Origin of the sequence: Algoriphagus ratkowskyi (assembly GCF_002150505.1) — a bacterium.
GTDB classification, from domain to species: domain Bacteria; phylum Bacteroidota; class Bacteroidia; order Cytophagales; family Cyclobacteriaceae; genus Algoriphagus; species Algoriphagus ratkowskyi.
On sequence record NZ_MSSV01000008.1, the window covers coordinates 23,031 to 43,136 of the forward strand.

Annotated in this window: 18 protein-coding genes; 11 read left to right on the plus strand and 7 right to left on the minus strand. The window is 38.6% G+C overall.

The window, feature by feature from the left end; all coding sequences use genetic code 11:
• The first annotated feature begins 2 nt into the window (after window positions 1–2).
• Together BVH02_RS09995 and BVH02_RS10000 are read left to right on the plus strand one after the other, a co-directional pair.
• Window positions 3–1,232, plus strand: a complete 1,230-nt coding sequence (locus BVH02_RS09995) for a YaiO family outer membrane beta-barrel protein (protein ID WP_086501540.1) — start codon at window positions 3–5, stop codon at window positions 1,230–1,232.
• Window positions 1,232–2,422 carry a hypothetical protein gene (locus tag BVH02_RS10000; RefSeq protein ID WP_086501311.1) on the plus strand — a complete coding sequence of 397 codons (1,191 nt, stop codon included), beginning with the start codon at window positions 1,232–1,234 and terminating at the stop codon, window positions 2,420–2,422. The genes BVH02_RS09995 and BVH02_RS10000 overlap by 1 nt, the downstream gene beginning before the upstream one ends.
• 198 nt (window positions 2,423–2,620) lie before the next feature.
• On the opposite strand, the gene BVH02_RS10005 is transcribed toward BVH02_RS10000, so the two are convergent.
• Entirely contained in the window at window positions 2,621–4,339 is a 1,719-nt protein-coding gene (locus tag BVH02_RS10005) for an LTA synthase family protein (protein ID WP_158093879.1), read from the minus strand.
• Window positions 4,340–4,703: 364 nt separating this feature from the next.
• Here BVH02_RS10005 and BVH02_RS10010 point away from each other — a divergent pair, with 364 nt between their 5' ends.
• From BVH02_RS10010 to BVH02_RS10030, 5 genes are all read left to right on the plus strand, one after another.
• On the plus strand, window positions 4,704–5,246 hold the full coding sequence (locus tag BVH02_RS10010; protein ID WP_086501313.1) for a class I SAM-dependent methyltransferase: 543 nt from the start codon (window positions 4,704–4,706) through the stop codon (window positions 5,244–5,246).
• Window positions 5,247–5,255: 9 nt separating this feature from the next.
• Window positions 5,256–5,483 (plus strand): DUF3253 domain-containing protein, encoded by a 228-nt coding sequence (locus BVH02_RS10015; RefSeq protein ID WP_086501314.1) that lies wholly within the window; start codon window positions 5,256–5,258, stop codon window positions 5,481–5,483.
• A gap of 41 nt (window positions 5,484–5,524) precedes the next feature.
• The gene (gene msrA, locus BVH02_RS10020) at window positions 5,525–6,103 is read left to right on the plus strand and encodes a peptide-methionine (S)-S-oxide reductase MsrA (RefSeq protein WP_086501315.1); all 579 of its coding nucleotides are present in this window, start codon (window positions 5,525–5,527) and stop codon (window positions 6,101–6,103) included.
• 140 nt (window positions 6,104–6,243) lie between these two features.
• Complete coding sequence (locus tag BVH02_RS10025) at window positions 6,244–7,911, plus strand: DUF6909 family protein (protein WP_086501316.1); 1,668 nt, start codon at window positions 6,244–6,246, stop codon at window positions 7,909–7,911.
• A gap of 218 nt (window positions 7,912–8,129) precedes the next feature.
• Window positions 8,130–8,474: a hypothetical protein gene (locus BVH02_RS10030; RefSeq protein WP_086501317.1), complete on the plus strand. Its 345-nt coding sequence runs from the start codon at window positions 8,130–8,132 to the stop codon at window positions 8,472–8,474.
• Between the two features lie 83 nt (window positions 8,475–8,557).
• On the opposite strand, the gene BVH02_RS10035 is transcribed toward BVH02_RS10030, so the two are convergent.
• The 5 genes from BVH02_RS10035 to BVH02_RS10055 form a co-directional block, all read right to left on the minus strand.
• Complete coding sequence (locus BVH02_RS10035; RefSeq protein ID WP_086501318.1) at window positions 8,558–9,046, minus strand: GyrI-like domain-containing protein; 489 nt, start codon at window positions 9,044–9,046, stop codon at window positions 8,558–8,560.
• A 33-nt stretch (window positions 9,047–9,079) separates the two neighbouring features.
• On the minus strand, window positions 9,080–9,733 hold the full coding sequence (locus tag BVH02_RS10040) for an SGNH/GDSL hydrolase family protein (RefSeq protein ID WP_086501319.1): 654 nt from the start codon (window positions 9,731–9,733) through the stop codon (window positions 9,080–9,082).
• Window positions 9,734–9,985: 252 nt separating this feature from the next.
• Complete coding sequence (locus tag BVH02_RS10045) at window positions 9,986–11,440, minus strand: amidohydrolase (protein WP_086501320.1); 1,455 nt, start codon at window positions 11,438–11,440, stop codon at window positions 9,986–9,988.
• A 54-nt stretch (window positions 11,441–11,494) separates the two neighbouring features.
• On the minus strand, window positions 11,495–13,363 hold the full coding sequence (locus tag BVH02_RS10050) for a gamma-glutamyltransferase family protein (RefSeq protein WP_086501321.1): 1,869 nt from the start codon (window positions 13,361–13,363) through the stop codon (window positions 11,495–11,497).
• Window positions 13,364–13,379: 16 nt separating this feature from the next.
• On the minus strand, window positions 13,380–14,450 hold the full coding sequence (locus tag BVH02_RS10055) for a carboxypeptidase-like regulatory domain-containing protein (RefSeq protein WP_086501322.1): 1,071 nt from the start codon (window positions 14,448–14,450) through the stop codon (window positions 13,380–13,382).
• Between the two features lie 199 nt (window positions 14,451–14,649).
• On the opposite strand from BVH02_RS10055, the gene BVH02_RS10060 reads away from it, so the two are divergent.
• The 3 genes from BVH02_RS10060 (at window position 14,650) to BVH02_RS10070 (ending at window position 17,400) form a co-directional block, all read left to right on the plus strand.
• Window positions 14,650–16,044, plus strand: a complete 1,395-nt coding sequence (locus BVH02_RS10060) for a DEAD/DEAH box helicase (protein ID WP_086501323.1) — start codon at window positions 14,650–14,652, stop codon at window positions 16,042–16,044.
• 77 nt (window positions 16,045–16,121) lie between these two features.
• A complete protein-coding gene (locus BVH02_RS10065; RefSeq protein WP_086501324.1) occupies window positions 16,122–16,949 on the plus strand; it encodes an N-acetylmuramidase domain-containing protein in 828 nt (275 codons plus the stop codon).
• Window positions 16,950–16,953: 4 nt separating this feature from the next.
• Window positions 16,954–17,400, plus strand: coding sequence for a DUF1572 family protein (locus BVH02_RS10070; RefSeq protein ID WP_086501325.1), 447 nt, complete (start codon window positions 16,954–16,956; stop codon window positions 17,398–17,400).
• 69 nt (window positions 17,401–17,469) lie between these two features.
• Here the strand turns inward: BVH02_RS10070 and serA are convergent, their stop codons facing one another.
• A complete protein-coding gene (gene serA, locus BVH02_RS10075) occupies window positions 17,470–19,362 on the minus strand; it encodes a phosphoglycerate dehydrogenase (RefSeq protein WP_086501326.1) in 1,893 nt (630 codons plus the stop codon).
• A 224-nt stretch (window positions 19,363–19,586) separates the two neighbouring features.
• Between serA and BVH02_RS10080 the strand changes: the two genes are divergently transcribed.
• Window positions 19,587–20,105, plus strand: coding sequence for a DUF4920 domain-containing protein (locus BVH02_RS10080; protein ID WP_086501327.1), 519 nt, complete (start codon window positions 19,587–19,589; stop codon window positions 20,103–20,105).
• The last annotated feature ends 1 nt before the right edge of the window (window position 20,106 follow it).

Here is a 20,106-nt window from a genome sequence, read left to right on the forward strand (position 1 = left end):
TCGTGAAAAAAGCATTTATTCTTCTGATTTATTTTATGGGTTTTTCTATGGGTTTAAATGCCCAAGATTCATTTGATCCAGATGTTTTGCTGGAGGAAGCCAGAACCTTGATTTTGGATGGGAAATATGATGCAGGCAGAAAGGTTGCTTTCCGTGCATTGGCCAACTATCCTGAATACGCTGATATATTGATTTTGGTAGGCAGAAGCTATGCTTGGGAAGGGAAAAATGATTCGTCTTCTATCTATCTAGAGCGGGCGATTATTGCTTCACCAAATTATGAAGACGCTTATGCAGCGTATTTGGATAATTTGTCTTGGTCAGAACAGTACGAACAAGCAGCTGTAGTTTTGGCCAAGGCTCGAGAGAATCTAGGGATGCCACTTCCTAATGGTATTCGGTATGTGGAATCTAGATTGCTTTATTATCAGGAAGAATATAATGCTGCCTATGATATTGCAGAGGAACTTTTTGAGAAAAAATTTAAAAGCGAAAGCCTCCTTGATTACATGCAGACTTTGAGGCGATTAAGACGAGATAATGCTGTTGGCCTAACCTACGATTACGATAATTTTCAAGGAGATATAGCGCCATGGAATACATTTTCTCTCTATGCTAGGACAAGAACCAAACTAACTGGAGCTTTGATCGCCAGAGTGACGGAATCTTCACGATTTGAGAGTACTGGTACATTGTTTGAATTGGACGCTTATCCTTCACTAGGTAAAAATGCATATGCCTATGTCAACATTGGTGGATCTGGTGCTAGTTTCTTTCCTGAGTTTCGTTTTGGCGCTTCCATCTATTATAATTTGCCCAAAGCTTGGGAAGTTGATGCTGGATTTAGATACCTGCAGTTTTCCGAATCTACTACCATCTTTACTGCCTCTCTCGGAAAATATGTGGGCAATTGGTGGCTAAATTTACGTGGAAATTTGATTCCTGGAACTGGAAATAGTCTGGGAACTTCTGCCAATTTGCAGGCAAGATATTACTTTAAGACGGGAGAGGATTTCTTCTCTATTCAGCTGAGTACAGGTGTATCTCCCGATGAGGAAACTAGAGATCCTACGCAGCTTCTAAACTCATATCGGGTTAAAATAGGCTACCAGCAATTGGTAACCAACCGTTTTATGCTCTTTGGATATACTGGTTACAGTCGTGATGAACTTAGTCTTGATCGATTTAGAAATAATTTGAATTTATCTCTAGGCGTTGAATACCGATTTTGATGAAAAAATTAGTTACAGAAGAGCTTAGAATTTCCTTTGGAGGAGTTATACCTTTCTTGTTGATAGTAGTATTTATACCATTGATCAGTTATTTGATATGGCTTTTTTACCCAGCCAAGCAGTTGGAGATTGTAGTGATTGATAAAACAGTTCCTACTGATACCTACCAGGAGCATCATGCACTGTTTTGGACACTTAAGCATTTGAAGATTCAGAACAAGAATAATGATTTTTATGACGAAGAAACAGATTACTTTGGATTCTTCCCTGATAATACACCTTCTTTTGGGACTTCAAATGACCTTTTGCAACTTGATGAAAATGAGATAATAGAGACTGCTACAAATCTTGATGTACTTTATTTTGCGGATACTTATGGTGTATTTGAAGAGGATTTTAAAGAACATAATTCTGATGAGGTTTCAAAAAAGATTTATGGCGGCTTGAATCGAGGTGATATCAACTTATTACGCGAAGCAGTTGCTCAAAAGAAAACCATCATTGCAGAGTTCAATACCATGGCCTCGCCAACACCTGTAGGAATCAGAACGGAGTTTGAAAATTTGATGGGTCTTAAATGGACAGGCTGGATTGCTCGTTATTTTGAAGAAATGGATTCTACCATCAATACTGACTTGCCCAAATGGTTCATCAGTCAATACCTAGAACAGCATGAAAATAATTGGGTACCTGCTGGGCCTGGAATTGTTTTCGTGCATGAAAAAGGGAGAGTAGAAGCCTTTTCGGATGGTTTAGATTACTTTGGAGAAATACCCAAAATCCGAACTCAGCGAATCAATCAGCAGGGTTTTAAGCTTCCAGAGTTAGTTCCATATCCAGAGTGGTTTGATATAGTATTGATAGAACGTGACTATCAGGTAATATCTTTTTATGATATTGACCCATCTACGAAAGGCAAGGAAAAGCTAAGAGACATGGGACTACCTCGCTTCTTTCCTGCTGCTGTCTTCAAAAATGTAGGAGAAGGGCAATTTTACTATTTCGCTGGTGATTTTTCAGATTTGCGGAGCTCCATTGGTTCGGTGCATTTTACGGGCCTACCTATGCTTTGGAGAGGATTTCACCTCGTGTCAGATTATAAGGATAGAAAGAGCTTTTATTGGAATTACTTTTATCCCTTACTTTCTCAGATTTTAGAAAAAGCAGCTCGCGAAAAACAAAAGGATTAATATTAATATAAATATCCGCAACGATGTCAGTAACCTGTTTTTCTTTGTTAATCTGTACGCAGACTGAAGAGAGATGGAAGCAAGCTGACTTGATTTAACGAGAGAATAACTAATCTTTAGTTACTGAGTTTCCCTAAAGCTTAAACAGTAATTGTGATAGCCATGCATTGGAAGACAAGCGTTTATACAAGTGACGTATTAATCTAAGGGTAATAGCTTACGTGTTTGAATCGTGTAATTATTTTTGTTTTTAAAATCTTCAAACTCCCCAATCAACTTATTTTTCATGTCTTCATCTTCGACTGGATCAATATTCAGACCGTCAGAGATAACGAAAAGTTGATTGTCCGATAGAAAATAGTCTCTATTAATGTATTCCATCAGTTGATTCTTATTTCGCATCAGTGGCATAGCTATGTTCGATTGAAACACACGTGAAGTGTCTAGAACCTGTCCCATCCATATCGTCTGTTCTGGAAGTTGAATTCCTATCTGGGCTTGTAAAAAGGCTAGAAGGGAAGGGGTAACTTCAAAATGACTAGTCATTCCCTTAAAATAAGTAGGCTTGTTAATCAAGGAAGAATAAATAATCAAAGGAACATGGAATCTATCAAGTCTAGAAGCCATAGGAATATCGGGCAAGCGGTGATCACCTGTGAACACAAAAATGGTATTGGCAAATTCTGGCCTTTGGCTATAGGAGGTGATAAAATCTTTTACAGCGTCATCAGCATAGAGAATAGTCATATAGATATCTTGATATGCTCTATATTCAGGTTTTTTCGCTTCAGTAAGATTTAAGTAGGTGTCGAGGTGTTCTTCAAATTTCCTTAAATAGTAATCCCGCTCAGGCACTAAATAGGGATCGTGGGAGGTCACTGTTTGAAAAATTCCAAGCTGAGGTTTTTCATTACTTTTTGGAAATAAGGATAACCCATTATTGAAAATTTCTTTGTCGCCATAACCCCAGGTAAAACCATTAGTCGCGGGCATTTTTTTATATTTTGGATCAAAACGGTTGATATCAATTATTTGTGATACGTCGGCATATTCCAAGAATTCCTTTTCGTGGTCAAAATTGACGTCACTACCAATGAAAAAACTAGACTCATAGCCATTATCATGTAATACACTCAAAAAAGTCTCATGATGAGGGAAATCCTGATACAACTCCTGAAATCCTCTTTCCCCAAAAGGAAGCCCAGCCAGGAGGCCAGGCATAATTCCAAAGGTTCTTCCTGTAGAGGAGATTGCATTAGTCCAAACCAAGCTATGAGATTCAAGAGAATCAAGAAAAGGTGTGAAGCTGCCTAGGTAGGCAGCTTTGCCAGAATAGGCCTTTCCTAGACTTTCTATCAGCACGAAGACAATATCTGGCGGTGCTGAAAGACTATCAAAATAAGGACTTAGCACATCTGGATAGTCGGCTTTGTGCAAAAAAGGATAAGAAGGGTCTACAAGCTCTTTTTTGACAAATAGGATATCACTTAGAGATCTCAGGTAGAAATCGAAGTAATACTCATTATTGAACATGAAATAGTCGAACGATTGTTCGGAAAGGTATTTAGACTTGTTCAGCTGAATATTGGTTTTGACATCATCTAGTTTGTTGGAATCTCTGATAGGGATAAAATACAAAAGAATCAAAAACCAGTACATAGTTATAGTAAAGATTAAACCCATTTTTGAGCTGAATACTAGGTACTTATTGGCCAAATTAAAGATGAAAAACAGAAGTACACAAAGTACGATTCCGCCTCCAATTGTCAAAAAATTGAGCTGACCGGACGATTGTACGGTAAGAATTATATCTTCTATATTATAGGCATAAAGATCTTTTCCTAGTGGTAATAGAGTTTTGAGAAAATAGGAGATCAAGGTAGCTTGAGACAAAAGTGCTATGGTCAACCATAGCATAGTAAACCATTTTGCTAATGCAATCGAAACTAGACTAATTATTACATGAATAATAAATAACAAGCCAAGGAAATAGAGAATCCAATTAAAATCCTCGAATAAACTAAAACCAATTATATCTTGAAAAGTGACTCGAATGGAGTGAGAATTGAATATAAGTACCAATTCAACAGCTCGCAATAAAAACATTAAAACAGAGAATATCAGCGACATACTCCAAAAATTACTAAGAGTAGTTTGAATTTTTGCTGGTAGGTTAGATCGAATTTCAGCCTTTTGGGCCATATTTACGCGTTACTTTTTGGGTGAAGGTCCAAAAGATAGGGCAAAATAAGGTATCTTCAAGAAGAGAATTAAATATTGTATGGGTAAATCAAATTTGTTATTGGAATTATACTCCAATTTGGGCACTACTGGGGCTTTAACATTCAGTTCTAAAACATTGGTAAGAAAGATGCTTAACAATGTAAATTTTAAAGGTGCTAAATTAATTATAGAATTAGGTGGGGGAGACGGAAGTATTACAAAAGGAATAGTTGATAAATTGGAACCTGGAGCTGAACTTCTAGTTTTTGAAATCAGCAAGTCATTTTGTAGCTCAATGGAAATCCTTTTCCCTCAAGATAATGTCAAAATCATAAATGATTCAGCTGAAAATATTTATAAATATCTAGAAGGAAGAAACGCTGATTATGTCGTTTCTAGCTTACCTTTTAGCTTTTTTTCTCCTGAATTGCGAGATCAAATTATATTTCAAAGTAAAACAGCACTGACTGCTAACGGTTTTTTTATCCAGGGTTGCTATTCCTATTTATTGAAGAATCAGTTCAAAAAACACTTCCAAAATGTAAACACCAGCTTTACACTAAAGAATATTCCCCCCGCTTTTGTGATGGTTTGTAAATAAATCATAACTATGGAAGTTCTCCGATCAGCCATTCTAGATATGCTTCGACGAAAGAAGGACGAGTGTTTTACCTCATCTGACGTAGTACAGCAGATGTATCCTGAGGATTGGGAACAGTTTCTAGAAGAAGTAAATGCTGAAGCGATGGAATTGTATCGAGAAGGTCTCATTACTATTCAGATAGCTAAAACGGATACCGAAGATTCTCTTAAAATATCTTCTCCTAAAAATCTCTAATTGTTAGGTTTCAATATGAAATGCCATCCAAAATTTGATCTATGGATAATCAGTTGAAACTCCCAACAACAGAAATGCCGGTTCCTGATGGCTTGAATAGGATCACGCTTGGAGCAGGATGCTTTTGGTGCATAGAAGCAGTATTTCAACGCATTCAAGGTGTACAAAAAATAGTGTCAGGCTATTCGGGAGGCTTTGTAGAAGATCCAAGCTACAGTGCGATAAGTTCAGGAACGACTGGACATGCTGAAGTAATTCAGATTTACTATAATCCTGTTATCATAAGTTTGACAGAATTGCTAGAAATCTTCTGGGCTACTCATGACCCTACCTCGCTCAATAAGCAAGGAGGAGATGCTGGTCCACAATACCGATCTTCTATATTCTATGACAGCTTGGACCAGAAAAAACTTGCTACCAGCCTCAAAAAGCAATTGGATGATTCTCAGGTTTTTGACTCGCCAATCGTGACTGAAATTTCTACTTTTTCGAATTTTTATGCAGCGGAGGATAAACACCAGGATTATTACAATCAGCATGCTGGACAGCCTTATTGCCAATTTGTAATTAAGCCCAAAGTAGATAAACTAAAGAAATTCTTTGCGGAGCGCTTAAAATAGTATTCGCTATTTTTGTTTAGCAAAACCAATTTCATTCATAAAATCGAGGATATTGAAGGCTATACAGTGTGTAATGACATTGCACCAGGCGAGATTTGTCACTTTAACTTAGGATGACTTCATAATAAAATTAGATACAGATGAAAAGAACTAGAGCACACGAATCCAGAGCTGCAATAGAGCGATTATACATCACGATGAGGCATCTCTTTACCAGAGGTAGCTACAAACCAATGGGGATTTCGGGCGAAAGCCTAGTAGATGCTCTGCGTGTATTGAGTCCTGAGATCTATGGTTTGGTTACAGACCATGAGAAAATCGAATTGGACGGCTTGCTATATGTGATGGAGCGATTGCCAAGAGGTATTGAAGAATGTCGATTTGTTCGTTTGATCAGTCGTGAAGGTTATGAAACATCTAAACTGGATGCGTTGGTACCAGCCAAAAGAAAGCGAAACTGTTATCGTTTGGATGAGCATATAATGTATGTGGAAATGACTAGAGGGCGCTCGGATATCTATGATATTCTGACTCACCTGACATTTTTGTATATGGAGTCAAACAAAATCTACAATAACAGCACCGATCCAAAAGGTAAAATTTCCACGAATTGGCTGATGTTGGAAGAATTTGTGCAGAAAGAAGCTGCTGGTGAGGATTTTGAGAAAGAAGCAGCAAGCGCTTACCTCAGCCATTTGATAGGTAGAACTTACGAAGAGACGCTACAGGCAGTTGACAAGTTTGAAAAAAGCAGTAATTCCAACAGTCTTTTTTCCATCGTATACCACATGGGCAAATTGGCTCAGGACGAAGTTGTAAAGAACTTGGATCGAGAGATCTCTTTTTCTACAACACTTAGAGAGCGGATCGGCCATCACGTATATGGAGAAATGTGGGCACGAAGAATAAAAATTGCACTGGATGAGCATGATCTGCTTAAGCGTCCAATTCATATAATTTCCGCAAATCTTCATTCGATAGCCAACACAATTTACGGAGTTCAGTCGCTTGGTTTGAAAAGTTATGAAGAATTAGAAAGTGTGGTGATGGATATTTCTGTCAAAGCCAAAAATCATAAGGGTGAAGCAATTGATAAGTATGCTGCAAAGCATGGCTTTATTAATCTCCCAGATGAATCAGGTACAAATATCGGTGCTCAGATCATAGATACAGCGCTTTTAGAAAAAGACGAGTTGATTCCTGGAGTTGTGTTGCCAAAAGAGAAGGAGAAAAGACCAGTATTTGTGGTTATGGATTATGCCTTTGGAGAGCAAGCGTATGAGTGCTTTGACGAGCTACTAAAGCCCTACGAGAAGGATGGTAAAGCTATCCCTTTGGATGTGGTTTCCACCTCGATCATGGGAAAAGCCGGAATCTTATATGGAGGCAAAGGTGATCTGATGATCCCGAGTGCTCACGTGTTTGAAGGAACAGCAGATAATTACCCATTTAAGAATGAGTTGAAAAAATCCGACTTTGAAGGCTATGGCTTAGGAGTTTATACTGGGACCATGATCTCTGTATTGGGAACATCACTGCAAAATAAAGACATACTTACCTACTTTATGGACTCGTCTTGGCAGGCCATAGGGCTGGAAATGGAAGGTGCGCACTATCAAAAAGCCATACAATCGGCCTCAAAAATCCGTAAATCCATTCGATCCAATGTGAAAGTACTTTACGCTTACTACGCTTCTGATAATCCACTGGAAACAGGAAGCACCTTGGCTTCAGGAGCTTTAGGAATGGAAGGAGTGAGGCCAACTTACTTGATTACCTATAAGATTTTGGAGAAGCTATTTAAATAATATGCTCATCTGCAATGATGTTATCAAGCTCAATTTTTTAGACTTGGTGGCTGGAAGACTGATGACGAGTGACCGAAGTAGCGAATTCGCTAGGGTTACCCGGATTCTTCATTGCTTTTATCTCTGACTGTATGAAAAGCGGATTTGCTTATGGAATAAAAATCGGATTAAATAGTAGCATACCTTTCTATTATTTCGTCTTTCCAAAAAGATAGAATATGAAATATTATTTAGCCTTTACAATCTTACTTTTACTTTCTCTCCAAAGTTGTCAAGATGATAATACTCCATTAAATCAGTTAGAATTCTACTGGGATCAAACCGGCTGTGCTGATCCATGGAGCACTAGTAACAATAGCTCTAATGATGAAACAAAAGAAGCTGTTGAGGATTACTTAAGAAATGAAGGAGTAATGGGAGCAAAAGTCTTATCGATCACTGGAGACGGTGTCCAGCAAATTTGCTTAGCATGTTTTTGCACCACAGGAAAAAGGATATATGTGACAGTCCCTCTCAATCAAAAAAGTAAAATGCTTGCACTGGGCTTTAAGGAAGTTAAATGATTTCTATAATGAGATATTTTGTATAAGCTGTCTTAATATACATCTTTCAATTTTTTGAAAAAAATTAAAACTAATCTCTAGAACTAAGCACTTTTAGGTTTAATGGGAACCCAAAAATTCTCTTCAGAATCCGGGTCATTGTTTTTATACTTTTCTCCCATTAAAGCAAAATGGGGCCTAAGGTCAAGTTCATAAGCGGAGCTTGGAATCCAGCTTTCCATTATATACTGATACATTGGGGGAGCTTCATTGTCAGTTCCCTTGAAAGGGAAAACGGCATAAAGTCCAGTTGGGATAATGAGCTTTTCCATTCCCTCTGGGATATTCTCAAAATCTTCCACTTTCACCGCAGCCCATTTTTCAAACTCTGTTGCTGGGTTGAATTGCTCGAAGAAGGTCAAGTCTGGGTAGTTCTCTACTGAATACAGCTCGGATCCAACACTATTTTCAATCTCTAATTTCCTGGGCATAAATCGTTTCCAGAGCTTTTGAGTTTTATTTGTTATGAAGTTCATCTGAATTCTCATACCGACAAGTCTGGTCGCTGGAAGAAGCTGGATAGTTGGGATCATTAATTTGATTTTCTCGGATATAACTTAACTATTTCACTTTAGTTCTTTCTCTAAATAACTACTAATCAACTTACTTAGCTTCTCATATCCATCAGCAGTATAGTGCACGTCATCATTCCCGACGCCATATTTCTGGTGAATTTTGACTGATTTCTTATAGATGTCATTCACTTCCACTCCATGTTTTTTCATGACTAACTTTGCGGCCTTATTATAATTTTTCACATCTGAAGTGATTCTACCTGCTTCTTCTCCAGGTACATAAGAAGTGGTTACAAAGATTAATTTCGCATCGGTTTTTGACTTAATACTAGTGATTAGGGAATCAAGATTTGCGGCGTATTCAGCTACCGAATAAGTCACCGTCCCATTTATTTTATCTCGATTTCCGTAAGCTTTTGCATCTGGATGTCGATAAGCCAAATCCCAGAGACCCCAATTGAACTGGATAATGTCCCAATCCTCATCACCAAGCCATTCCTCTATTTTATCTAAGCCAGTTCCTGTATGTTGAGCATTTCCTGGATTATGCGTGATTATTGCTTTTCCTTCAAAATGCTTTTTCACAAAAGGTGTGTAGCCTATAGAAATCGAATCCCCAATGATTAAAATTGCAGGTTTTCGAATACTGAATGCACTTAAAAAAACTAGAAATATGAGAAATGAGACTAGCAAATATTTATTCATTGTTCAAGATAATTAGGTTTGCTCGTCTTTCCCAATGGTTCTTAATACTTGAATTTCATGGAAAAAATTTTCATCACAGAAATGTAGTTTTGTGAATTTTAAAAACTCATTTGATTCCGAAATTTGATTGGTATGTTCGCTAGAAGAGTTTGGATTGTTTCATCATTTGACTATCAGCGAAACGGGCCTTCTATAAAAAGAAAATGCCATCCTAGAATGGTTAGGATGGCATAGTTAAAAATTGATGATCAATTATTGCAAATTTGAGTGAATAGGAGGTGGGCCATCAGGAATTATCCCTTTGTACACATAGTCACCTTTTGATTCCTTGAATTCTGCTTTTATCTGGTTAACTAATTCAGGATTTTGAAATAAATCTACCATGGTCATGGATAAGGCTTTGGCTGCATACCCCATTCCTTTATGTCCAATAGACATTCCTCCGGCAGCTACCACTGCCCAAGAGTGCCATGGCGTGCCATTTGGTGCAGTCGTCGCACTTAATCGAATTGTAGGAACTACATAGCTGACATCTCCTACATCGGTAGAACCTCCCATGGAATGCTCATCCGTTTCTTCCATAGGCTCGATAATAGACACCAACCCGATTTGTGGTTTGTCAGTACTTTCCTGAATCTTTTTAGAAAAAACCTGCTCGTCCTCTGTATAGCTAATTGGACCTAAAGCTTCCAAGTTTTTTTGCAATGCATATGACCCTGTTCGGTTAACCAATACTTCATGAATCCCTGATATTAGACTCACTTTGTAATCTACATTGGCCAAAATAGCCGCTCCACTGGCCATTTTCTCTACCTGCTTCCAAACTGGTTCTAAACCATCTCTACTCGAATCGCGAACTCTAACCCAAATTCTACTGTAATCAGGGACAACATTGACTACCTGTCCTGCATCTTGAATATGGTAGTGGATTCTCACCGTAGGCTTGATATGCTCCCGGTAGTAATTTATCCCATTCGTATAAAGCTCAAGTGCATCACTTGCACTTCTGCCGTTCCAAGGATCAGCAGAAGCATGAGCGGCCTGACCAAAGAACTCTACCTGAAAATCAACTAATGCTAAACCTTTTTGTACTGCCGCTTTGGTTTCGGCAGCTGGATGCCAGTCCATTACTACATCCACATCATCAAATAGTCCTGCACGAATCATCCAAAGTTTACCGAAAAACTTCTCTTCCGCCGGAGTGCCATAGAAGCGCACAGTGCCTTTCAATTTACCTTCTGCTATCAAATCTTTGATAGCTGCCGCAGCACCTAAGGAGGCTACTCCAAATAAGTTGTGACCGCAGCCATGTCCAGGAGCATTATCATTGAGTGGGCTTTTTGTTGGCACTTTGTTTTGGGAAAGACCAGGTAAGGCGTCAAATTCTCCAAGGATACCAATTATTGGTGATCCAGATCCATACTCAGCTACAAAAGCTGTAGGAATTTCGGCAACACCTCGGGTTACTTTAAATCCTAATTGCTCAGCATAATCTGCCAGAGCAGCTGCAGATTGGGTTTCCTGAAAGGCAATTTCTTCAAATGCCCAGATCTTATCACTTAGATCTGTTAATACATCAAAACGGGTGTCAACCGATTTGATCACTTCTGCTTTGAGTGGATCAGGCTTTGCCTTTTTCTGAGCAAAAGCACTTCCATTTACTAATAGTGCTGGGAATAGCAAAATATATAAGTAATTCTTTGTCATTTGGTTAGGTTTTAATTGTTGATGTTCATATAGGTTAATTTGAGTTAGTTGATCCTACCAGGCAATGCCATAGTCGTCTCCATAATCGCTAGATCCTCCCCAAAAAGTACTGTGTTTCCAGTCAAACCAGATGGCATTAATTGGTCCAGATGTTTTGTTCCAAAATTCCAGTGAATAGCCTTTCTTTGCCAATTCCTTGCTTATCCATTCAGGTGTGTCTTTTCTTAGGACAATAGCTCCAGGACGGATCTCATGGTCGCCAAAGGAGCTTTGCATCTGATAGGAATTGAAATTAGGAGCTTCCGTTCCTTCTTGCACATCCATTTCGAACTCTACAATGTTTAAGAAAAATTGCAGTAGGTTCTGATCCTGAGAATCTCCACCCTGTACTGCAAATGCCAAAAGTGGCTTTCCATCTTTTAAAGCTAGACTAGGGGTTAGAGTTACTCTTGGCCTTTTGCCTGGCTCGGGAAGGTTATAAGGACTTAAGTTTTCATCAAGGACAAAACTTTGCATGCGCTGAGATAATCCAACACCCGTGTTGCCAGCAACGACAGCAGGAATCCATCCACCACTTGGGGTGACAGATACTACCCAGCCTTCTGCATCCGCAGTTTCCATCGAAGTGGTGCCACTTTGGAAGTCTGAAATAAACTGCTCATCCAATGTGCTATTAATTTGGCCTGGACTAAGAGATGCCACTTTCGTTTGATTCTTTTTCAAAATATCCAAATACGGATTGGTACCTCCCTGATATGGGTAAGGATCACCTGCGGTGATTTTAGGATCGTTCATATCGCCGATCAGTTTAGCGCGTGCCTTCGCATATTCTTTAGACAACAAGCCTTTCATTGGGGATTTGACATAAGCTGGATCTCCATAATAAAAGTCACGATCTGCAAAAGCAAGGTTCATTGCCTGATACAAGGTATGGATGTAATTAGCTGAATTATATCCCATAGTCTTAAGGTCAAAATTTTCCAAAATATTCAGAGACTGAAGTAGAGCTGGACCTTGTGTCCATTCTTGTAATTTGTACACATCAATCCCTTTGTAATTAACATGTAAGGGCTCTTCGATTTTCACCTTCCAGTTTGCAAGATCAGCTTCTGTAAAAAGTCCGCCTTGCTCTCGAGTACCTCTGACTATTTCTTTTGCGATATCTCCTTTATAGAATCTATCATACGCAGCATAGATCGCTTCTTTCCTTGATTTACTCCCCTTAAGTGCGTTCCTTTCTGCTTCGACCAACTTCGAAAGCATCTGGTATAAATCTTCTTGCACAAATATTTCTCCGGCCTCTGGAGCTTCTCTTTCTTTCCCTAAGTGCGGCAAGAAAATCTTTTTAGAATAAGGCCAATCTTTGATTTTAGCTTTTTGAGCTTCGATTGCATTTGCGGTTTGAGCTTCTATGGGATAGCCTTTCGCTAGCTCCATGGACGGCTTAAGTATCTGCTCTAAACTCATGGTGCCATATTCCGCTAGCATGGTCATGATACCACCAGGAGTTCCCGGAGTAGTTGCAGCCAGTGGGCCGTACTGGGGTGGATTGTTCATTCCCTGAGATTTGAAAAAGTCCACTGTGGCACCCGTAGGAGCATAACCCAATGCATTGATTGCGATCACTTTTTTAGTGTGTGGATTATAGATTAAAGCTTGGGTTTCTCCTCCCCAAGAAAGTACATCCCACATAGTGGAAGTAGCTGCGATCATGGCACATGCCGCATCTACGGCGTTTCCGCCTTGATGGAATATTGCAGCTCCGGCAGTAGCACCAAGTGGCTTTCCAGTAATTGCAACCCAGTTTTTGCCGTGGAGTATTGGTTTATTATTAGGCGTAGTTCCTGCACCTAAGCCAGGAAGGCCTTGGCCATATAGGTTCCCACACAAAAGAAGAAGGGCAATGAAGTAAATTTTTCTCATGGATATCGGGTTAGTTTCAGTTTTTGTCTTCGAATAACTCACTCGTAATTGGTTTGAAGTCAGGGAATTTAGAATTAAAATAAGTAAACATCTTAAACAAGGTGTTAGGGTCTTGGATAGAGAGTTCATTTACATTCATGTATTCTTTCATCTCATCTGCATTTTCTCCAAAAACTGCAAAAAGTTTTTTGCGATTAGAGGGTACTTCGATTACATTTTTGCCCTCTAGGAAGTAGTAGATGTTTCTTTTAACTATTTGATGATTTCTATTCCCCACCATTAGAGCCGCATTGTAATTGGATTCTTTGAAAATCGCCATCGTTCTTCTCATCAATGGAAGTTCACCATCTACCAGCACTTCAAAAAAACCTGAAATTGGTGTCCCTTCTTCTAGAAAGTCCATTCCATTCACGAAATACCTAGGAACCATTCTAGCAGAATCTACCCAGACTAAATTTTGAATTCTAAGGCCGGGCAAAGCAGTTAAAAGGGTAGATTCAGGAGCAATAAGTTCAAATGTGTTGGAGGTAATGTTATAGCGGATTTTGTAGCCTTCTAGAAGTTTTTGATCCTTATAGAGAAGAAGTGTAGCTGTGTTCCATTTGGAGTCCAGGTAATCATCACCTTCTACTTGTGCAGGCTGCGGGGCAAGTCCATATATCATATTGCCTCCAGAGAAATTTGGACGTTCGTTATATAGTGCAATAATGTTAGTAGCTCGTATGGAATGCTGTAGAGCGGCACCTGTTCCTCCAGCTCCATATTTCACAAGAGAGATTTCTCCTAAGTTTAATTTCTTTTTCAAGTCAATTGCTTGCTCGTATCTTTCATATCCTTCCAAGTTTATGACCAAGGTGTATTTGCCTTCTTTTAAATCTACAAAGTTAAAATATCCACCACCTGTAGAAATATTTCTTAGACTTGTGCCAGACAAAGTGACAATTGCTTCATCCAAAAATTTCTGAGAACCAGAATCTAAGATTCGACCTTTTAAATCAGAAGTTTGAGCTAATAGAAAAATAGGAGAAAGTATGAAAAAAAGGAAGAGGCAGCAGGAAGGAAGGTTTTTTAGGTTTCTACGCTTCATAATTAGGGACAATTTCGATTGGAATGAAATATAGTGTAAATGATACATTGAAACCAATTCGAAGACTTTCAATTGATTTGAATATGAATTTTACTACCTTCTAAAACCCAACTATTTGTGTTTCTGTACAATTAGGGGCTATATTTGAGAGGACGTAAAAGTTAACGTCGTCTTTTTATTCTACTTCACTTACCTCAATTTGGACTTCTCATCATTTAATTTCGAAACCTCGCTTCAGGAAGGACTGGACGCAATGGGATTTGAAAAACCAACTCCAATCCAAGAAAAGGCCATTCCGGTCATCATGGAAAATAGAGATCTTATCGCATGTGCCCAGACGGGAACAGGTAAGACTGCTGCATTTATACTTCCTATTCTTAATAAAATAAGCAAGGACGGGACAACGACCTTGAATACTCTTATTCTTGCGCCCACCCGTGAACTAGCTATTCAAATCGATCAACAAATCCAGGGTTTTGCCTATTTCTTAGGTATAAGCTCAATTCCTATTTATGGTGGCGGAGACGGCATCGTGTGGGAGCAACAGAAAAAAGCGCTGGAAACTGGCGCTGAAATTATTGTAGCTACACCTGGTAGATTGATTGCCTTACTTGCTGGCGGGAAAATCGACCTATCAACACTTGAGCATTTGATTCTCGATGAAGCGGATCGAATGATGGATATGGGATTTTCAGATGACATTCTGAAAATTGTCAATTACCTTCCTAAGAATCGTCAAACCGTACTTTTCTCTGCTACTATGCCTCCTAAAATCAGGCAGTTTAGCATGAAGTTTCTCAATAACCCAGCTGAAATATCCATCGCTTTGGGTAAGACAGCTAAAGGAGTAACTCAAGCCATGTACTCTGTGTACGATACGCAGAAGGAAGAATTGGTTAGAAATATACTTTCTCAGAAAGCTTACGAGGCTGTTATCATTTTCGCTTCTACCAAGGACAAAGTGAAATCACTTTTCAAGGTGCTGAGAAAGCAATTCGATATTGAAGCTTTTCACTCAGACCTAGAGCAAGTAGAGCGTGAGAAGATTATGTCTGCTTTCAAAAATAAGTCAGTAAAAATCCTGATTGGTACGGATATTATCTCTCGTGGAATAGATGTAGTAGGGATAGAATTGGTTATCAATTATGACACGCCATCTGATCCTGAAGATTATGTACACAGAGTTGGTCGTACAGCTCGTGCAGATGCAAAGGGCGAAGCGATTACTTTCGTGAATCCTAAGGATCAGTATAAGTTTGATAACATAGAGAAGTTGATTGGGATGAAAATCACCCAGAATACACTTCCAGAAGGTTTTGAAACAGGTCCTACTTACACTGGAACCGCAGAGAAAGGCAAGTCTGACTACGGGTCAAAGAAAAAGCCAGCCTCTAATAAGAACAAGAAATCAAGTTCTGGTGGTAATAGAAAGCCTTTCCCTAAAAGAGAGAATTCTGGAAATGAAGCTCCTAAAGAGGTTCAACAAAAGCCAGTTGAAGTTAAGAAACCTAATGAGGTTAAAGCTCAGTCTGAGCCTAGGGAGGTTAAGCCTAGCAAATATAGTATGCGAAAAAATGTCGTTGATCCTGATTAATTGATCAACTAAGAAATTGCTATTACGAAGTACTTCAATTACATTGAAGTACTTTTTATTTTTAAACCTTTTTAGCAATGCAATACATAAAACTCAGATCTAGAGGTTCATCTGTTTCATTTTTACAGGAACTTCTTGGCAAACTAGGCTACGAAACTCCGTCTTCAGGCTATTTTGGAGTTGAAACCGATGTGGCAGTTAAAGACTTCCAATCGAAAAATCAGCTTGTAGTAGATGGCGAGGTAGGAATTAAAACTTGGACTTTACTATTTGACAGAACGAAGCCAGCTGATGTATTTGGAGATATATTTCTTGCAGAGAATGATCTCATTGATTTTGCGAAAAGATACCAAGTGGATCTGTCAGGGGTAAAAGCTGTGAATGAAGTTGAGAGCTCTGGCAAAGGATTCTTGATCGATGGGAAACCAAAGATTTTGTTTGAGGGCCATGTTTTTTGGAGACAATTAAAAGCAAGAGGGATCAATCCTGAGGATTTTTCCAATCCTTCTAATGAAACTATTTTATACAAGCAATTCAGTAGAAAGCACTATTTAGGTGGGACTAGAGAATATGATCGTTTGCAGCAAGCCGCTTCTATCTCTACAGATCCCAGATTCAGAGAAGCTGCGCTTTGCTCTGCTTCCTGGGGAAGTTACCAGGTAATGGGCTTTCATGCACTTCCATTAGGCTATCCTTCCGTCCAACAATTTGTAGACGAGATGTACAAGGATGAGAGAAATCATCTGGAAGTATTTGGTAGATATATTTTAAAAAATGGCTGCTTGGCATATTTGCAGGCTAAGAATTGGGCGAAATTTGCTGGCTGTTATAATGGTCCCGCATATGCTCAAAATAAGTATGATGAGAAAATGGCTAAGGCCTATATGAAGTTTTCAACCCAATAAGAGTATGATACTTGAGGAATTTATTAGTCTATTTGAAAGAGATATTAAGCGTATGAAATTGGAAATCAGCGCATATTTGAAGGAAGAGAATTTGTGGAAAGTAGATCAAAATATCACCAATTCAGCTGGTAACCTATGTCTTCATTTAATAGGGAATATGTCTCATTATGTAGGAAAAGAAATTGGAGGGTTTGATTACATCAGAGATCGAGAGATGGAATTTGCTGGCAAAAATGTACCCAAATCAGAACTGATAGCAATGATAGAAAAGCTGGAAAATGTGATCACAGCTAGTTTGGAAGGGTTAGATGAGGGTATGCTTAAAAAAGATTATCCTTTAGAGGTTTTTGGTAGCATGATGTCTCACAATTACTTTCTAATCCATCTCTTTGGTCACTTCAGCTACCATTTAGGTCAAATTAATTACCACAGGAGATTGCTGGATAAATAAAGATTTACATTCAAGCAAAAAAAAGTCTCGCTCTCGCGGGACTTTTTTGGTTCTAGGAATTTTTAATTCCTAATAAAGTACTCTAAAGCGGATGGTTCCGGGAATGTGTTTCAGGGCATCTAGCGCCTCATTAGAATAAGCCTTATCGATATCTGTAATTACGTATCCAATTTTCTCATTTGTCTTTAAGTACTGGCCTACAATGTTGATCTCGAAGTTTGCAAGGATCTGATTGATTTTTGCCAATACCCCTGGCTCATTCATGTGAATATGAATAAGTCTATGTGCGTTTTGTAAAAATGGCAATTGTATATTAGGGAAGTTTACTGAGTTGTAAGTATTACCTGTGTTGATGTATTCCATTATTTTTCCTGGAACAAATCGAGCAATGTTTTCTTGCGCCTCAAGCGTACTTCCTCCGATATGTGGAGTTAAGATTGTGTTTGGCAAGCCAATCAATTCAGAAACGAATGGCTCCTTATTATTCTTTGGTTCCTCAGGAAAAACATCGAATGCACAACCTGCCAATCTACCAGAAAGGATCGCGTCACGGACAGCAGGTATATCTACTACATGTCCTCGGCTAAGATTCAACAAGTAGGAGCCAGGCTTCATCAATTCGATTTTCTTTCTGTTGATTACATTTTCATTGTCTTTTCTACCATCCACATGTAGTGAGATGATATCACAGGTGCTCATCAATTCATCCAGGGAATTTACTTTGGTAGCATTACCAAGTGCGAGCTTCTCGATCACGTCATAATAGAAAACATTCAATCCCATGTTTTCTGCTAGAACTGAAAGCTGAGCTCCAATATTTCCGTAACCTACGATACCAAGTTTTTTGCCTCTGATTTCGAAACTACCTGTAGCAGATTTATCCCAATTTCCCTGATGCATGGAAGCCGTCTTATCTACAAAATTTCGCATCAAGAAAATGATTTCTGCTATGGCCATTTCCACCACAGAGCGGGTGTTGCTGAAAGGGGCATTGAAAACTGCGATTCCTTTTTCTTGGCAAGTCTCCAGATCGATCTGGTTTGTACCTATACAAAATGCACCTACAGCGATCAGTCTATTAGCATTCTCCAATACCTTCTTGGTAACATTAGTTTTCGAACGAATTCCTAGAATAGAAACAGTTTTAATTTTCTCGCAGAGTTCTTCTTCTGACATGGCAGAGCTTACGACTTCTACTTCGTAACCTTCTGCATTGAGTAGATCTACACCGATTTGGTGGACGTTTTCAAGGAGCAATACCTTGATTCTGCTTTTCGGGTAAGAGAATTTCGTGTTCAAATTATTGACGTATAAGATTTCATCCAAACTAGGCGCAATATGATCTGCCTCTCTGGTCACTTTAGGACGGTTAACATTTTCGGTAAACGCATAAAACTTATTAGCTAACCCAGACTTTTTGATTTCGTAATCAGTGTAGCCGTCTCCGATTACATAGATCTCGCCTTCAAGATTGATTTTTCTAATTGTTTCCGCCTTACCGTTATTTTGAGAAAGTGGGTTTTCACGGTTGAAATCTACAATATTATCCGCTTCATCATAGACAAATTCATTAGCAAACACATTATCCTCATGAATACCATAATCGCCAACGATAGGTATGATGAAATCCCTGAAGCCATTGGATACAATATAGATGTTTGCAGCATTGTCTTGTAAAAACTCTTTGTTTCGCTCAAATGATTTGGAAACCTTTTGCTTTAATTCCAGGATCAGATCGGCAATTTGTGACTTGGTAGCTTTAAGAATATCGATTCGCTGAATAAGACTATCCCGAAATGTCACAGTTCCTTCCATTCCTTTGTCTGTGATATCCTTGATCGCTTTGAGCTTTATTTCTCTGTCTGGGTCATTAAGAAGACTGATTTCACCCAGAATATCGAGTGCTTCTACTTGGGTGAATGTACTGTCAAAATCTATAATAAACTTAGTAGGATGGGGCATGAGTAAGGTCAATAGGTTAATAAGTCTGTAAAATTACAGGATTGTTAAAAAAATAGAAGTTTTATTGAAAAAATTGTTTAAAATCTTTTTCGCAATCGATTTTTTCGCAAAAAATAGATGAATTAGGCAGGAATTTCGAATTTGTATAAGTTTGCCAAACATTTACGCATTCCTTTTTCTCTCCAATTCTTAAACGTATTTTTGAGCCTAAATCTGAATAAGATATGAATAATACTCGTTTAGTTATAATCGTATTAGGTCTGGTATTAAGTACAGCCTGTCAAAATCAAAATTCTGAAAATATTCTTGAAGATGTGGAAGAAACTTTATCTTCTACAGGTACCATTCCTGGTAAATATGGTGCTGAATTAGACTTACTAGGAGTAGTTTCACCAGCTGAAATGATAGCTATTGTCGAAAAAGAGGGAAACTTCGAAGGTAAAATTTCTGGTGAGATAAAAGAAGTTTGTACTAAGAAAGGATGCTGGCTTACAATGGATCTTCCAAATGGAAAGAGCATGAGAGTTACGTTCAAAGATTATGGATTTTTTGTACCTACTACATCTCAGGGCTACCCGATAGTATTGGAAGGTGAAGCTATCATGACTGAAACGGACGTTGACACCCAAAGACATTATGCTGAAGACGGTGGAATGAGCAAAGAGGAAGTTGCTAAAATCACGGAATCTAAGCGTGAGATTACTTTTGAAGCAGTTGGTGTGGTCATTAAAGAAAAAGCCTAAT

Coding starts and splice junctions, on each gene's coding strand:
- BVH02_RS10000 (WP_086501311.1), top strand. CDS start 1,232: ATGAAAAAATTAGTTACAGAAGAGCTTAGAATTTCCTTTGGAGGAGTT.
- BVH02_RS10005 (WP_158093879.1), bottom strand. CDS start 4,339: ATGCTATGGTTGACCATAGCACTTTTGTCTCAAGCTACCTTGATCTCC.
- BVH02_RS10010 (WP_086501313.1), top strand. CDS start 4,704: ATGGGTAAATCAAATTTGTTATTGGAATTATACTCCAATTTGGGCACT.
- BVH02_RS10015 (WP_086501314.1), top strand. CDS start 5,256: ATGGAAGTTCTCCGATCAGCCATTCTAGATATGCTTCGACGAAAGAAG.
- msrA (WP_086501315.1), top strand. CDS start 5,525: ATGGATAATCAGTTGAAACTCCCAACAACAGAAATGCCGGTTCCTGAT.
- BVH02_RS10025 (WP_086501316.1), top strand. CDS start 6,244: ATGAAAAGAACTAGAGCACACGAATCCAGAGCTGCAATAGAGCGATTA.
- BVH02_RS10030 (WP_086501317.1), top strand. CDS start 8,130: ATGAAATATTATTTAGCCTTTACAATCTTACTTTTACTTTCTCTCCAA.
- BVH02_RS10035 (WP_086501318.1), bottom strand. CDS start 9,046: ATGATCCCAACTATCCAGCTTCTTCCAGCGACCAGACTTGTCGGTATG.
- BVH02_RS10040 (WP_086501319.1), bottom strand. CDS start 9,733: ATGAATAAATATTTGCTAGTCTCATTTCTCATATTTCTAGTTTTTTTA.
- BVH02_RS10045 (WP_086501320.1), bottom strand. CDS start 11,440: ATGACAAAGAATTACTTATATATTTTGCTATTCCCAGCACTATTAGTA.
- BVH02_RS10050 (WP_086501321.1), bottom strand. CDS start 13,363: ATGAGAAAAATTTACTTCATTGCCCTTCTTCTTTTGTGTGGGAACCTA.
- BVH02_RS10055 (WP_086501322.1), bottom strand. CDS start 14,450: ATGAAGCGTAGAAACCTAAAAAACCTTCCTTCCTGCTGCCTCTTCCTT.
- BVH02_RS10065 (WP_086501324.1), top strand. CDS start 16,122: ATGCAATACATAAAACTCAGATCTAGAGGTTCATCTGTTTCATTTTTA.
- BVH02_RS10070 (WP_086501325.1), top strand. CDS start 16,954: ATGATACTTGAGGAATTTATTAGTCTATTTGAAAGAGATATTAAGCGT.
- serA (WP_086501326.1), bottom strand. CDS start 19,362: ATGCCCCATCCTACTAAGTTTATTATAGATTTTGACAGTACATTCACC.
- BVH02_RS10080 (WP_086501327.1), top strand. CDS start 19,587: ATGAATAATACTCGTTTAGTTATAATCGTATTAGGTCTGGTATTAAGT.